Origin of the sequence: Pantoea sp. EKM10T, assembly GCF_011800685.1 — a bacterium.
Taxonomy (GTDB): domain Bacteria; phylum Pseudomonadota; class Gammaproteobacteria; order Enterobacterales; family Enterobacteriaceae; genus Pantoea; species Pantoea agglomerans.
Map to the genome: position 1 here is coordinate 107,519 of NZ_JAALEU010000007.1, position 13,686 is coordinate 121,204.

The window sequence follows — 13,686 nt, forward strand, 5'->3', positions numbered from 1 at the left end:
GAAATAGAAACAGTGGGGTTAATGAAAACTATAACAGTCTTTATTGATTCTGATCATTGTTTTTGACGGGAATTATTTATTTAAAAATAAGGCCTAAAGGTTAATCAGAGCGTGTTTATGTGTCGTTAATGTTACGGTAATTTGTACTTTAAAAATCGAGCGCGCTAAAGCGAACCTTGCCTGAAAAAGGCCTTCAACAGGCTGTTTTCAGACACTATTTTGTTATAAACCCTGATTGAGTAAAGGTCAAATTTTAGAGCCTCCAAATTAAATACCCTTATTTTTTAACAGGTTAAAAGAGTAAACAGTTACCTCTGCCGCTTTGTTTGATTTTTTGCTTTTTCCTGGCTAATGCAGCTATAACTTCTGACAGAAAAAACGCAAAACGGCGCTTTTAAGCGCCATCAGAGATGTTAATAAAATGAGTCAAAAAGAAGGTATGAATTAACAGCACGCTGCGGGCAGTCGATTATTCCGGGCCAGAGATTCATAAAACGATTTAATAACCAGCAACCGTGCGAAAAGAGCGCCGGGATTATTTGCGCTGCCGTTACGTTATCGCGCTTTCAGGAAGTGAGATAACAGACAAATGGGGTTATAAATTTTGCAGCGAGTATACCCATGCCGTCACGTTATGACGGCTGATACAGGGTGATTTTACTCTGCCGCAGATTTTTCGCGCTGTGCCAGAATCCGGCTCAGGTTCAGCTCCAGCCAGTCAGCCAGCCCCACAACCTGTTCACCGACTTCGCGTCCAAGCGGGGTTAAGCGATATTCCACGTGCGGTGGCACCACATCGTAGGCGATACGCTGCACGAAGCCATCTTCTTCCAGGTAGCGCAGATTCTGCGCCAGCATCCGCTCGCTGACGCCACCGACCGTCCGGCGCAACGCGCTGAAGCGCAGCGTCTGGTCCTGCAGGGCCAGCAGAATTAATACGCTCCAGCGGCTGGTCACGCGTTTCAGCACGTCACGTGACGGGCAGTTGACGTTGAGCAGTTCGCCGCGGATAAATTTTTCACTCATTTTTTCAGACATTTAACTTACCCATCTCAAACTAACAATTCTGTAAGTACTTACTAAAAATTAGTTTATACACTAGTCTGAATTTCACCAACAGCCACAGGAGTATTAACATGATTGCAGTTACAGGTGCCACCGGCCAGCTGGGCCGTTTCGTGATTGATGCATTACTGAAAAAAGTCCCGGCGGGAGAAATTGTTGCCGCCGTCCGTACGCCTGCCAAAGCGGCCGATCTCGCAGCGCTGGGCGTCATTGTCCGTCAGGCCGATTATGGTCAGCCAGAGACGCTGGAGGCCGCTTTTGCAGGCGTGGATAAGCTGCTACTGATCTCCGGTAGTGAAGTGGGCCAGCGTGAAGCGCAGCATAAAGCCGTCATTGAGGCTGCTCGGGCGGCGGGCGTGGGCTTTATCGCTTACACCAGCCTGCTGCATGCGGATACCTCGCCGCTGGGCCTGGGCGTTGAACACCGCGCAACAGAAGCGCTGCTGAAAGCCTCTGGCATCCCGTTCGCCCTGCTGCGTAACGGCTGGTACAGCGAGAACTACGCAGCGAGCATCCCACCGGCGCTGGCGCATCATGCGTTTATTGGCGCAGCAGGCGAAGGTCGTATCGCCTCGGCAGCGCGTCAGGATTACGCCGAAGCGGCGGCAGAAGTAATGACCCGTGAGGATCAGGCGGGCAAAGTGTATGAACTGGCAGGTGATGACAGCTACACGCTGGCGCAGTTTGCTACGGAGATTGCCGCACAGAGCGGTGAAAAGGTTGATTACGTCAATCTCTCTCAAAGTGAGTTTGCGGCGGCGCTGAAAAACGCAGGCCTGCCAGAAGGTCTGGCGGAAATGCTGGCGGATTCTGATGCCGGTGCAGAGAAAGGCGGTTTGTTCGATGACTCCCGTCAGCTGAGCCAGCTCATTGGTCGCCCTACCACCACCTGGCAGGCAGTCATTCGCGCGGCACTGGCAAATCGTTAATTCTGTCGTTCATGAGCGGACAATCGGGTCCGCTCACCTCACTCTCCTGTCCGAATTCCCGTTGGGTATGCCACTTTCTGCACTCTTTGCGGCTGCGGTTTCTTTTACAAAATGTGAATAAATGCCAGTTTTCTTCAGGTTAAATTTTTTTATTCAGGTCGCTAAGAGATTCATCTGAAATGCGTTTTTTGTGAACATCACTATATTTGGTTGAATTATCTGGAATTTATCCAAAAACATCGATTAATCGACAATATTTATTACGTTCATAGATATTCTGCATTGTTGTTCCGGGGGATGAGAGGTCTATAATTTGTCCTTTGTGCAACCACGACCGCTCAGGAGGCCGTTATTAATACCCATCGCCAGCAACAAAATGCACTTGAAGAGGTTCGTGCCGGGGCGGAAGTTGAGTATCAATACGATCCCCATGAACTGAAGCTGGATCGCATGCAGGATTCTGAACCGGAGCCGGAGCTGATTGAAGGCTTGCCGGCGCCGGATGCGCTGACCCCTGCCGATCGTTATCTGGAACTGTTTGAACATGTTCAGATGTCGCGGATTTTCGAGGACAGCAAAACCTTCCCCGACTGTTCGCCCAAGTACGATCCGCTGGATGTGCTGATGCGCTATCGTCGACAGAAACGCAGCAGTGATTTTGACCTGTCGCGTTTTGTCGCCGATCACTTTTATCTGCCTGGCGTAAACGAAAGCTTTTATGTCTCCAACCCGGATAAAACGCTCAATGAGCATATCGACGACCTGTGGCCGGTTCTGACCAAAATGCCGCAGCAGCATATGCCGCACTCATCGCTGCTGCCATTACCCAAACCCTATGTGGTGCCGGGCGGACGTTTTGGCGAAACCTACTACTGGGACTCTTACTTCACCATGCTCGGCCTGGCAGAATCGGGCCGCGACGATCTGCTGCGTCACATGGCGGATAACTTTGCCTGGCTGATCGATAACTACGGTCATGTGCCAAACGGAAACCGTACCTATTACCTCAGCCGCTCGCAGCCGCCGGTGTTTGCCCTGATGGTTGAGCTGTTCGAAGAAGATGGCGTGCGCGGTGCTAAGCGCTATCAGGAACAGCTGATGAAGGAATACCAGTTCTGGATGGACGGTGCCGGTTCACTGATGCCGAACCAGGCTTATCGTCACGTGGTGCGGATGCCAAACGGCTCACTGCTGAACCGCTACTGGGATGACCGCGATACGCCGCGTGATGAGTCGTGGATAGAAGATGTGGAAACCGCCCGCGAATCGAAACGTCCGGCCAGCGAAGTGTATCGTGACCTGCGTGCCGGAGCGGAATCGGGCTGGGATTACTCCTCGCGCTGGCTGCGTAACCCGAAACGGCTGTCGAGCATCCGTACCACGCAGTTTATTCCTATCGATCTGAACTCGTTCCTGTACAAGCTGGAGCTGATGATCGCCACCCTGTCGCACGCGAAAGGGGAAGAGCTGACCGCGCTGGCCTGGCAGAAAAAAGCGGAAGCGCGCAAGCGTGCGATTACCCGTTATCTCTGGGACAGCACCGCCGGTGTGTTCCGTGACTACGACTGGCGTCGGGAGCGTTTCGGTGCCTTTACCGTCGCCTCCGTGGTTCCGCTATTTGTCGGTCTTGCGACGCCGCATCAGGCGCACCTGCAATCGATCTCGCTGCGCCATCTGCTATTGAGCAACGGCGGCCTGCTGACCTCAATGGTGGAAAGCGGTGAGCAGTGGGATCGACCCAACGGCTGGGCACCGATGCAGTGGATGGCGGTTGTTGGCCTGAATAATTACGGTGAAGAGACGCTGGCGACTGAAGTGGCAGTGAACTGGCTCAACACGGTCAACAACTTCTATCAGTTGCACCATAAGCTGGTAGAGAAGTATGACATCAGCGGCGAGCGCGCCCGTCCTGGTGGCGGTGGTGAGTATCCGTTACAGGATGGATTCGGCTGGACTAACGGCGTCACACGTAAGCTGATGACGATGTATGGGCATTTAATGGCTGACTGAGTAGCGCAGCCGGTAAACCTTTAAAACGCAAAAAGCCGGGTTTTCCCGGCTTTTTCATGTTTCATGCAGGCTATTCAGCGCTACTTCTTCGCTTCAGTGCCTGGTTGTGACGCACGTTGCAGGAACTGCTGTGTCACTTCAGGCAGGTGCTGCAGCAGCCACTCCGCCATCGCCACTTCCTGATCGCGGATCTCATTCAGTATGCGTACGCCCTGCGCATCACCAACCTGCTCAGCCGCAGCGATCAGGCTGGTGTAGCTGGCGATCTCGGCATTCTCGAATACATAGCCACTGATGGCGCCCTTCACCACTTCATCTGAGTTAAACATGCCGCCCACGGCCTGGCCGGTGGCTGCCATTTTGCCTATCGCATCTTTCATTACAGAGTGATCGATACCGTGGCTGTCGAGCAGCTGTTCCAGCAGAGTCAGCTGATGTTTGGTCTCTTCAAGATGTTGCGCCAGACGCTGTTCCAGCGCCGGATAGTGTTCAAGACGACCTGACATCTTGCTCAGCATGCTTTCTGCTTGTTTTTCCATCGCATGCGCATCGCGCAGCCAGTCGTGATAATGTTCAATCGCAGTCATGTGTTGCTCCTTAAGAGACGGTAATAGAGTCGGCTACCGAGGTGAGCTTCTCATCCGTTTGCTTCTCTTCATTCAGGGTTTCTTCCAGCAGCTGTGCGGCTTTGGTGTAACCCAGCTTCAGCGCCAGCGCATGCAGGGTACCGTAGGTGGCAATCTCATAATGCTCAACTTTCTGCGCCGCACCGATCAGTCCATGATCGCGAATCTCGCCCTTCTCGACCGAGTCGATAATTTCCTGCGCTTCTTCAACCAGACCTTCCAGCGCATGACATTTCATTCGTTTGATTTTGACTTCAGGTGTCACTTCCACCAGTTCGTCGAGTCGTTCAATCTGAGCACGGGTCTCTTCCAGATGCTGATTAAACGCAGCGATAAGATTTTCGTCACTGGCTGCACGCGCCATTTTAGGCAATGCACGGGTTATCTGCTTCTCAGCGCTGTATACATCGGATAAGTCATGGATGAACAGGTCGTTTAACGTTTTCACTGTCATAAGATAGCCTCATTGATTAAAAAGCTGCGTCTGTAATAACGCAGCGCCAGTCATATCGTTGACACCTGAAAAGTCTAGTGGAGATTCTTAATATCGCACGCTGCATCAGTATGAATTTAAGACAAAAGTGGCATGTAAAATGCACTTTCCTTTTTACAGCAACGCGTTAGCTAAAAATTGTTTTTAAGATTGCGGCTTCGCTAGCAGTGCTGGATTTTGTACAAAGTGATAAATCGTTGTATACATTTTTTAAGATTAACTGCATAAAAAAGTACCACTCGAAACTTATCTGTACAAAGTTGTATTTAACGGTACAGCTTTAATCGATAGGAAATAAAAAACCGGAAGGGAAAACCCTTCCGGTTCAATTCACAGCTCCAGCCATTGCCAATGATGGAGCAATGACATAATTCAGGGTGTAATTATCTTCACGAGGAACTAAAAAGATTCAAAATGCCCGGCTAACAGAGTAACCCTGCCGTTACAGCAGTGTTAAAGACGTTCAGCTCCGGCGGCTAACCTTACCTCCCTTGCGCCCCGCTTCAATGGCACGTTCAGGATCGTTTTTGAAGTTACCGCCGCTTTTCTGGCCTCCTTTGCGCCCTGCTTCAGCAGCACGCTCTTTGTCGGCCGCAAAATTCCCGGCCCCACCGCGATATTGAGTCATATGCGTCCTCTTTGAATTTTAAAAATTGGAATTTGCACAGTTAACGCTTCATCAGGCCGATTCAGCAACATAAATGTAGACAGAAAACCGGACCGATCAAGTCAGAGAAATAAAAAACCCGTCACAGTTCTGGTTTATTGGCCGTCCTACCCTCAACCGGATTGATAACGGATTTCAACCATCGCTCTTTTCTATTCATAAAAGAGCCGCAGCATGAAAAATATTTATAACGAAAATCGCCGCGCCCTATTAATCGATCATTTTCAAAAAAAGTCCAATTGAAAAAATATAAGCGAAGCGGCAAAGAGATAATTTCATCAATATCAGGTAGTGAAGATGATCAACAAACCATCAAATTCCCCAAGCGAAGCGCTAATTAGAAATCTGAAACGCTGCTTTTACGTTAAAAATAAGCGAAGCGTGACGCATTGATAGCACCAGTTAAAAATAGCCTGAATCGATCAATAAACGATCAATTATGCTGGTTAGATGAAAATTTTTATTAAAAAGAGAGGTCAGATTTAGCACTGATATCTGAATATAACCGAAGCGGCAAGATTCAGGTATTTGGTGGCAAAAAGCGGGTTTTCGGAATAGTACTAAAAAGCATTTTCTGCGGGGATACGCATAAATTTTGCATGCCTGCGAAAAGGGGAATTCAACGTTATGAATGAGATGGCGCAAAGCCATGAGGGGGAGATTGTGCGTTAATGGCAGGCAAAACATATGCCCTGTTCAGCAGAGTCAGAGGGAGTCGGGAAAAGTGGAATCAAAAGCGACACCGCGCTTGCCATTTTTCTTGATGCGGTACATCGCTTCATCAGCACGCTGCAGTGCAGTATCAAAGTCATCTTTGTCCTGCGCCTGAGACACACCGACAGACGCCCCAATGAGGGCATGCCCGTTTGCCATATCAAAAGGTGTCATTACCGCGTCAAGACAGGCGTGCGCCAGTTTCTTTACCCGCGGATGGTTCAGCGCCCAGGGTATTAACAATACAAACTCGTCGCCGCCCAATCGGCCAATGATCACTTCTGCCGGAGAGAGTTCCGTAAACCGCTGACTTAACTGGATGAGGACTTCATCTCCGCTGCGGTGCCCCAGGGTGTCGTTGACGTGTTTGAAGTTATCAAGGTCAATAAAGACCACGCAGAGCGGTCCCTGAGCTTTCATTTCACCAAAATAATTCTGCAGAGCATGACGATTGTTGAGCAGCGTAAGGGGATCGTGCAGCGCCAGCAGGGCGAGCTGCTCTTCATATTGCTTCTCTTTGGTCATATCGATGTGAGTGCCGATCACTTTAACCGGCTCTCCGTGCGCATTCCATTCGCTGACCCGGCCCCTATCCAGCACCCACGTAATGCTGCCATTTTTGGCGATCATGCGATGCAGAGCCTCGTAATAAGGCGCTTTCCCGGCGATGTGGTCGTTGAATGCCTGTAAAACGTCGGCGGCATCATCGGGATGCAGGCTCTCTTTCCAGGATTCAAAGTTGGCGTCGGTCTCTTTCGGCTGGAAGCCCAGCATCGCCCCCCAGCGCCGGTTGAAAATCACCAGTTTGCCGCTGGGAATATCCAGCTGCCACAGGAACAACCCGGTACCATCCAGCGCCGCATTAAGTTTTGTGCGGGCGTCATGCGCTATACGCTTCAGACGCGCATTGTGCTTTTTGAGGTTCTGTATCTGCAGACGCAGCGCTTCTTCTGACATAACCGTGTGAGAGGAGGAAAAAGGGGTATTGTGCCTGTCAGGCTGATTCTGTAAAGGGTGGCTTATAAAACACGATTAGCCGCGGTCAATTGCAGGCTGGACAGGATATCAGGCGGTGCCAGTCTGGCAACGCAGCACAGAGGCAAACCTGGCAATTGGTTTCGCCATGAAATCTGTTTGTGTTGCTACAGGGTTGAGAAGTGGAATGGGCGCGGGAGAGGCGAAATTCGGAATGTTCGGGAATGGCGGGAGTCTGTCGAACCTTCGATAACGGGTTCGCTCCAGAATGCAAAAACCCGCCAGAGGCGGGTTCTTTAAAGATGGTGCCCGAACCCGGACAAAAATGCCGGGAGCATTTTTGCATCGCGTGCCAGCGCGACCCAGAGGGCGAGCCACAGGGATGTGGCGAGTGAATCGAACCTTCGATAACGGGTTCGCTCCAGAATGCAAAAACCCGCCATAGGCGGGTTCTTTAAAGATGGTGCCCGAACCCGGAATCGAACCAGGGACACGGGGATTTTCAATCCCCTGCTCTACCGACTGAGCTATTCGGGCAACGGGGCGCATTAAACCAAAGCGGCCCGGCAGCGTCAAACGCTTTTCACCAAAATCAAATCGACTGACCGCTTTTCCATCAACCCAAAGAGTGGGTCTGACCTGCCGCCATAAACCTCTCTGTTGGCCGGATATATTTTAGTCAGAAAGCAGGCAGAGTCTGCATTGTGACGCGAAATTGCCGATATAGCATGCGAGACCAACACTAATAATAAGGATCGCCATGTTTTCCACCATTACATCAGGTATCGCTTCCCGTCACAGCTGGCAGAAGCGTTCACACTCAGCGGCAACGCTGAGCTCTCTCAATGGCTCCATCGCCATGATTGAATTCTCCCCCGATGGCACCATTCTCAGCGCGAATGCGCTGTTTCTGGCGCGCATGGGCTACACGCTGGCGGAGATCGAAGACCAGCACCACAGCCTGTTTTGTACCGCAGAGCAGCTTGAGGCACGGGACTACCAGGATTTCTGGCTGCGACTGAACCGGGGCGAAAGCTTCAGCGATAAGTTTCTGCGCGTGGCGAAAAACGGCCGACCGGTATGGCTCGAAGCCAACTATGTGCCGGTGCAGAACCGCCATGGCCGGGTGATTAAAATCGTCAAACTGGCAACCGACATCACCGATCATATCAACGATGCGCAGGAGCAGCGCGCCATCACCACCGCCATAGAACGGTCGATGGCGGTGATCGCTTTTAACCTCAAAGGTGAAGTGCTGAAAGCCAATGACAACTTCCTGAAAACCATGGGCTACCGTCGTGAGGAGGTCGAAGGTGTCCACCACCGTCGCTTCTGCTCGCAGGCGCTGCGCGACAGCCGCGAATATAGCGAGTTCTGGCAGCAGCTGAACCGCGGCGAATTTGTCTCAGGCCAGTTTCCCCGGGTCAATAAACGGGGTGAGACTATCTGGCTGCGCGCCACCTATAATCCGGTGTTTGACGAACAGGGCAGACTCTACAAAATCGTGAAATTCGCCACTGATGTGACCGCGCAGGTGGAAAAGAATCAGCAGGAACATGATGCGGCACAGCGGGCTTATCACACCGCGCTGCAAACGGATGAAAGCACAAAGCTGGGTGCCGATGTTATCGCCAGCAGCGTGCAGACCATGAACGCCCTGGCGGGTGAACTGCAGGGGATCTCCGGTGATATTACCGGACTGAGTGAATCCTCAGAGCGTATCGGCGCGATTGTGGAAGGTATCCGCCGGATAGCCGATCAGACTAACCTGCTGGCGTTGAATGCCGCTATTGAAGCGGCACGGGCCGGAACCCATGGCCGCAGCTTTGCGGTAGTGGCTAATGAAGTCCGCACGCTGGCAGCAAACATCAATCGCGCCACCACCGACATCGAAAATCGGATACAGCAAAACCATCAGCTGGCGAGCCGGGCACTGAAAGGAATTGAATCCAACCTGAAGCGCGCCGATCAGGGCGTACAGCTGGCCCAGGAGGCGGGCGGCGTGATTGCGGAAATCCGTGAAGGCGCAACGGATGTAGTACGCGCCATCGGCCAGGTGACCAAAACGCTTAAAGTCTGACGCTCTGCGGGGGCAACCGCCCCCTTTTAAGGTGTTGCCTGAACCGGCGCTTCTGGCACCGGCGGGATAAAGATATGATCCAGAATCGCCCGCATTACGGGTGCCGCAGTAATCCCTTCGTTGCCACCATTCTCCAGAATTAACGCTACCGCCACTTTCGGGTCATTAAAGGGCGCAAAGGCGGTGTAGAAGATATGGTCACGCAGCCGTACCGGTATCATCTTCGCGTTATAAGTCTGGTTCTGGCGCAGGCTGAACACCTGCGACGTCCCGCTTTTCGCAGCGATGCCATAGGGTGCCGTGTGGAAATATTTATACCCGGTGCCGTTGGGTGCGTTAGCCATGCCAAACATCGCGTGGCGTACCAGCGACCAGTAAGGTGAATGAGGATCGCCAATCTGCGCTTCATGCTGCTGCGGATGATAGTTCTCCACCAGCGTGCCGCGCTGGGTTTTCTCCAGCAGATGGGGGGCAATGACCCGACCGTTATTAATCAGCGCCACCATCGCTTTCACCATCTGAATGGGTGTCGCAATCCAGTAACCCTGTCCGATACCGACTGAAACCGTATCGCCCTGATACCAGGCCTTTTTATGCACCTTCTGCTTCCACTCACGACTCGGCAGTAAACCGCTGTACTCCTCATTCAGATCGATACCGGTCGATTTGCCATAGCCAAACTGGCTGAGCATAGTGTGAATGCGATCGATGCCCATCATGAACGCCACCTGGTAGAAGAAGGTGTCGGCAGACTCTTCGATTGCCCGCGTCACATCCAGCATGCCGTGCCCGGTTTTTTTCCAGTCGCGATAGCGCCGGTCCGTGCCTGGCAGCGTCCAGGTGGGTGCGCCAAAGAATTGCGACTGCGGCGTAATCACATGAGTCAGCAGCGCCGACATCGCCATGTAAGGCTTCACCGTGGAGGCGGGCGGATAGAGTCCCTGCGTGACGCGGTTAATCAGCGGCAGGTCTTTATCCTGTAGCAGCTTTTTGTAGGCCTGATAGCTGATGCCTTTCACAAACGGATTGGGATCGTAGCTGGGGCTGGAGACCATCGCCAGCACGGAGCCGTCGTGCGGATTTTCAATCAGCAGCGCCGCACGCTGCCCCGCCAGCAGGCTTTCCACATACTGTTGCAGGTGCAGATCCAGCGTCAGCGTCAGGTTTTTACCCGCGACCGGCGGTACCTCTTTCAGCACCCGCACAATGCGGCCATGATTATCCACTTCCACTTCCTGATAACCCGGCTTGCCGTGCAGCAGCGCTTCGTAATAGCCCTCAATCCCCTGCTTACCAATGTTATGGTCAGCCGCATAGTTTTCGGCGATGCCTTCCGCATTCAGCCGTTTATAGTCGTTATCGTTGATTTTCGACACATAGCCGATCACATGCGCCAGATCCGCGCCATAAGGATATTCACGATCCTGGTAGGTCTCAATGCTGGCGCCGGTGAAGTGAAACTGATTGACCGCAAAGCGGGCGACCTGCTCTTCGGTCAGCTCCTCTTTCAGCACCACCGGCTTGTAACGGCTGGTCTGCTTCAGCGCATGGCGGAAGGTGTCGATTTCGTCCGGCGTCAGATTAACGATCGGCGTGAGTGCCCGCAGCGTGGCGTCCATGTCGCTGATTTTGTAAGGCGTCAGCGTAATGGCGTACCAGCTGACGTTTCGCACCAGCGGAATGCCATTACGGTCATAAATCAGCCCACGCGTCGGCGCAATGGGGATCATTTTGATGTCGTTCTGGTTAGAGCGCGTCTGGTAATAGCCATGGTCGCGCACCTGTAAGCGAAAAAGGTTTACGCCAAGAATGGTGAAACAGAGACAGACCAGAGCAAAGGCTATTGCAGCGCGGCGGGCAAACAGCTTCTCTTCAGCTTCGAAGTTACGAAAGTTCATCAGGGGGCATTATCAGGCGACTAATTATTATCTGTTATTGCGCACCATGATAAAGCGCGATCGCGGGCGTGCCAGCGCGAAGATGCACAAGCCTGACCAAAAGTGTGTCATTTGATGTGAATGTTACCGGGACGGCGAGGCGGGAAAATGCAGATCCCCCGGTTAAGGGGGATCTGCGCAAGGGAATCGGGCAGCAGGCGTCAATGCCTGCCACGCTGATTAATCACCCAGCAGAACAGACTCCAGCGCAATCTTGATCATGTCGTTGAAGGTGGTCTGACGCTCAGCAGCGGTGGTCTGCTCGTGCGTACGGATGTGGTCTGATACGGTGCAGATGGTCAGCGCTTTAGCACCGAACTCTGCGGCCACACCGTAGATACCTGCAGCTTCCATCTCAACGCCGAGGATGCCATATTTTTCCATCACGTCGAACATCTGCGGATCCGGGGTGTAGAAGAGATCGGCAGAGAAGATGTTACCCACGCGCGCTTCAACACCCAGGTTTTTCGCCGCATCAACCGCGTTACGCACCATGTCGAAGTCAGCAATCGCAGCAAAATCGTGATCTTTGAAACGCATACGGTTCACTTTGGAATCGGTGCAGGCACCCATACCAATCACGATGTCACGCAGTTTTACATCGGCACGCACGGCACCACAGGAGCCCACACGGATGATCTTTTTCACGCCAAAGTCGGTGATCAGCTCTTTGGTGTAGATGGAGCAGGAAGGAATACCCATTCCATGGCCCATTACAGAGACTTTGCGGCCTTTATAGGTGCCGGTGTAGCCCAGCATCCCGCGCACGTTGTTCACTTCTACCGGATTTTCCAGGAAGGTTTCAGCAATGTGCTTTGCACGCAGCGGATCGCCAGGCATCAGCACGACGTCTGCGAAATCGCCCATTTCAGCATTAATATGAGGGGTTGCCATTGTTTAATCCTTATTAAATTGCTGATTTACAGCATGTTCTTGCCATAGTCCATCTCGGACAGGCCAAAATAGTGTGCAATTGTCTGACCAATATCGGCGAAAGTTTCGCGGTAACCGAGTGAACCCGGCTCGACTTTCGGTCCGTAGATAAGAATCGGAATGTGCTCACGCGTGTGTTCAGTACCTTCCCACGTCGGGTCACAGCCGTGGTCAGCGGTCAGGATCAGAATGTCATCTTCTCCGACTAACTCCATCAGCTCAGGCAGACGACGGTCAAACAGCTCCAGCCCGCCCGCATAACCGGCAACATCACGACGATGTCCCCAGGTTGAGTCGAAATCAACGAAGTTAGTGAAAACAATCGCCTGATCCGGCGCGGTTTTCATCTCCTGAATCGTCGCGTCAAACAGCGCATCCAGACCGGTCGCTTTGACCTTTTTGGTAATGCCCTGCTCAGCATAGATATCGGCGATTTTACCCACGGAGATCACGTGACCGCCCTTCTCATCCACCAGCTTTTTCAGCATGGTGGCGGATGGTGGCTCGACTGCCAGGTCGTGACGATTGCCGGTGCGCTCAAACTGACCCGCTTTGTCGCCCACAAACGGACGGGCGATAACCCGGCCGATGTTGTAGCCACCCTCGGTCAGCTCTTCACGGGCGATTTCGCACAGCGCATAGAGTCGATCCAAACCAAAGGTCTCTTCGTGACAGGCGATCTGGAACACCGAGTCCGCAGAGGTATAGAAAATCGGCTTGCCGGTTTTCATGTGCTCTTCGCCCAGTTGGTCGAGGATCACCGTACCTGAAGAGTGGCAGTTCCCGAGATAGCCCGGCAGATCTGCGCGCTCGACCAGTTTGTCCAGCAACTCCTGTGGGAAGCTGTTCTCTTTGTCGCTGAAGTAGCCCCAGTCAAACAGCACCGGCACACCGGCGATCTCCCAGTGGCCTGACGGCGTATCTTTACCTGACGAAAGCTCGCTGGCGTAAGCATACGCGCCGGTGATTTTCGCCTCAGGATCAAGACCTGCCGGGAAGCGGCCGGTCGACAGCTCTGCGGCTTTGCCCAGACCCAGCGCGGTAAGATTAGGCAGATGCAATGGGCCTTTACGTCCCTTGTCTGCTTCACCCCTGAAACAGGCTTCGGCGATGTGACCTAACGTATCCGAACCTGCGTCGCCGAATTTATCGGCATCTTTACTGGAGCCAATTCCAAAGGAATCGAGAACCATAATAAAAGCACGTTTCATGCAAGTCTCCTGCGCATTGGCGCGTGACAAGTCAAAAAAAAGCGAT

Annotated in this window: 11 protein-coding genes and 1 tRNA gene; 3 read left to right on the plus strand and 9 right to left on the minus strand. The window is 52.6% G+C overall.

All coding sequences use genetic code 11. From position 1 onward, the window contains the following. Positions 1-657: 657 nt before the first annotated feature. Positions 658-1,038, minus strand: coding sequence for a helix-turn-helix domain-containing protein (locus HFD95_RS14615; RefSeq protein WP_010248931.1), 381 nt, complete (start codon positions 1,036-1,038; stop codon positions 658-660). Between the two features lie 98 nt (positions 1,039-1,136). Here HFD95_RS14615 and HFD95_RS14620 point away from each other — a divergent pair, with 98 nt between their 5' ends. Continuing rightward, complete coding sequence (locus HFD95_RS14620; RefSeq protein ID WP_022623861.1) at positions 1,137-1,994, plus strand: SDR family oxidoreductase; 858 nt, start codon at positions 1,137-1,139, stop codon at positions 1,992-1,994. Between the two features lie 351 nt (positions 1,995-2,345). Next, positions 2,346-4,004: an alpha,alpha-trehalase TreF gene (treF, locus tag HFD95_RS14625; RefSeq protein ID WP_045139632.1), complete on the plus strand. Its 1,659-nt coding sequence runs from the start codon at positions 2,346-2,348 to the stop codon at positions 4,002-4,004. Positions 4,005-4,084: 80 nt separating this feature from the next. On the opposite strand, the gene HFD95_RS14630 is transcribed toward treF, so the two are convergent. From HFD95_RS14630 to HFD95_RS14650, 5 genes are all read right to left on the minus strand, one after another. Next, the gene (locus HFD95_RS14630) at positions 4,085-4,591 is read right to left on the minus strand and encodes a ferritin-like domain-containing protein (RefSeq protein ID WP_010248938.1); all 507 of its coding nucleotides are present in this window, start codon (positions 4,589-4,591) and stop codon (positions 4,085-4,087) included. A gap of 10 nt (positions 4,592-4,601) precedes the next feature. Next, a complete protein-coding gene (locus HFD95_RS14635; protein ID WP_010248940.1) occupies positions 4,602-5,084 on the minus strand; it encodes a ferritin-like domain-containing protein in 483 nt (160 codons plus the stop codon). 502 nt (positions 5,085-5,586) lie between these two features. Beyond that, positions 5,587-5,751, minus strand: a complete 165-nt coding sequence (locus HFD95_RS14640) for a general stress protein (RefSeq protein ID WP_004571242.1) — start codon at positions 5,749-5,751, stop codon at positions 5,587-5,589. A 744-nt stretch (positions 5,752-6,495) separates the two neighbouring features. Continuing rightward, on the minus strand, positions 6,496-7,461 hold the full coding sequence (locus HFD95_RS14645) for a sensor domain-containing diguanylate cyclase (protein ID WP_163799410.1): 966 nt from the start codon (positions 7,459-7,461) through the stop codon (positions 6,496-6,498). A 479-nt stretch (positions 7,462-7,940) separates the two neighbouring features. After that, positions 7,941-8,016, minus strand: a tRNA-Phe gene (locus HFD95_RS14650). Positions 8,017-8,239: 223 nt separating this feature from the next. On the opposite strand from HFD95_RS14650, the gene HFD95_RS14655 reads away from it, so the two are divergent. Continuing rightward, positions 8,240-9,559: a PAS domain-containing methyl-accepting chemotaxis protein gene (locus HFD95_RS14655; protein WP_111534624.1), complete on the plus strand. Its 1,320-nt coding sequence runs from the start codon at positions 8,240-8,242 to the stop codon at positions 9,557-9,559. Positions 9,560-9,585: 26 nt separating this feature from the next. Here HFD95_RS14655 and mrdA read toward each other — a convergent pair whose 3' ends face one another. The 3 genes from mrdA to deoB form a co-directional block, all read right to left on the minus strand. After that, complete coding sequence (gene mrdA, locus HFD95_RS14660; RefSeq protein ID WP_060681056.1) at positions 9,586-11,457, minus strand: penicillin-binding protein 2; 1,872 nt, start codon at positions 11,455-11,457, stop codon at positions 9,586-9,588. A 219-nt stretch (positions 11,458-11,676) separates the two neighbouring features. Then, on the minus strand, positions 11,677-12,390 hold the full coding sequence (deoD, locus tag HFD95_RS14665) for a purine-nucleoside phosphorylase (protein ID WP_010248951.1): 714 nt from the start codon (positions 12,388-12,390) through the stop codon (positions 11,677-11,679). 26 nt (positions 12,391-12,416) lie between these two features. Further along, on the minus strand, positions 12,417-13,640 hold the full coding sequence (deoB, locus tag HFD95_RS14670) for a phosphopentomutase (RefSeq protein WP_010671093.1): 1,224 nt from the start codon (positions 13,638-13,640) through the stop codon (positions 12,417-12,419). Positions 13,641-13,686 lie beyond the last annotated feature (46 nt).

Excerpts from the sequence above, each read along its gene's own strand:
- HFD95_RS14615 (WP_010248931.1), bottom strand. The coding sequence starts at position 1,038 with ATGTCTGAAAAAATGAGTGAAAAATTTATCCGCGGCGAACTGCTCAAC.
- HFD95_RS14620 (WP_022623861.1), top strand. The coding sequence starts at position 1,137 with ATGATTGCAGTTACAGGTGCCACCGGCCAGCTGGGCCGTTTCGTGATT.
- HFD95_RS14630 (WP_010248938.1), bottom strand. The coding sequence starts at position 4,591 with ATGACTGCGATTGAACATTATCACGACTGGCTGCGCGATGCGCATGCG.
- HFD95_RS14635 (WP_010248940.1), bottom strand. The coding sequence starts at position 5,084 with ATGACAGTGAAAACGTTAAACGACCTGTTCATCCATGACTTATCCGAT.
- HFD95_RS14640 (WP_004571242.1), bottom strand. The coding sequence starts at position 5,751 with ATGACTCAATATCGCGGTGGGGCCGGGAATTTTGCGGCCGACAAAGAG.
- HFD95_RS14645 (WP_163799410.1), bottom strand. The coding sequence starts at position 7,461 with ATGTCAGAAGAAGCGCTGCGTCTGCAGATACAGAACCTCAAAAAGCAC.
- HFD95_RS14655 (WP_111534624.1), top strand. The coding sequence starts at position 8,240 with ATGTTTTCCACCATTACATCAGGTATCGCTTCCCGTCACAGCTGGCAG.
- mrdA (WP_060681056.1), bottom strand. The coding sequence starts at position 11,457 with ATGAACTTTCGTAACTTCGAAGCTGAAGAGAAGCTGTTTGCCCGCCGC.
- deoD (WP_010248951.1), bottom strand. The coding sequence starts at position 12,390 with ATGGCAACCCCTCATATTAATGCTGAAATGGGCGATTTCGCAGACGTC.
- deoB (WP_010671093.1), bottom strand. The coding sequence starts at position 13,640 with ATGAAACGTGCTTTTATTATGGTTCTCGATTCCTTTGGAATTGGCTCC.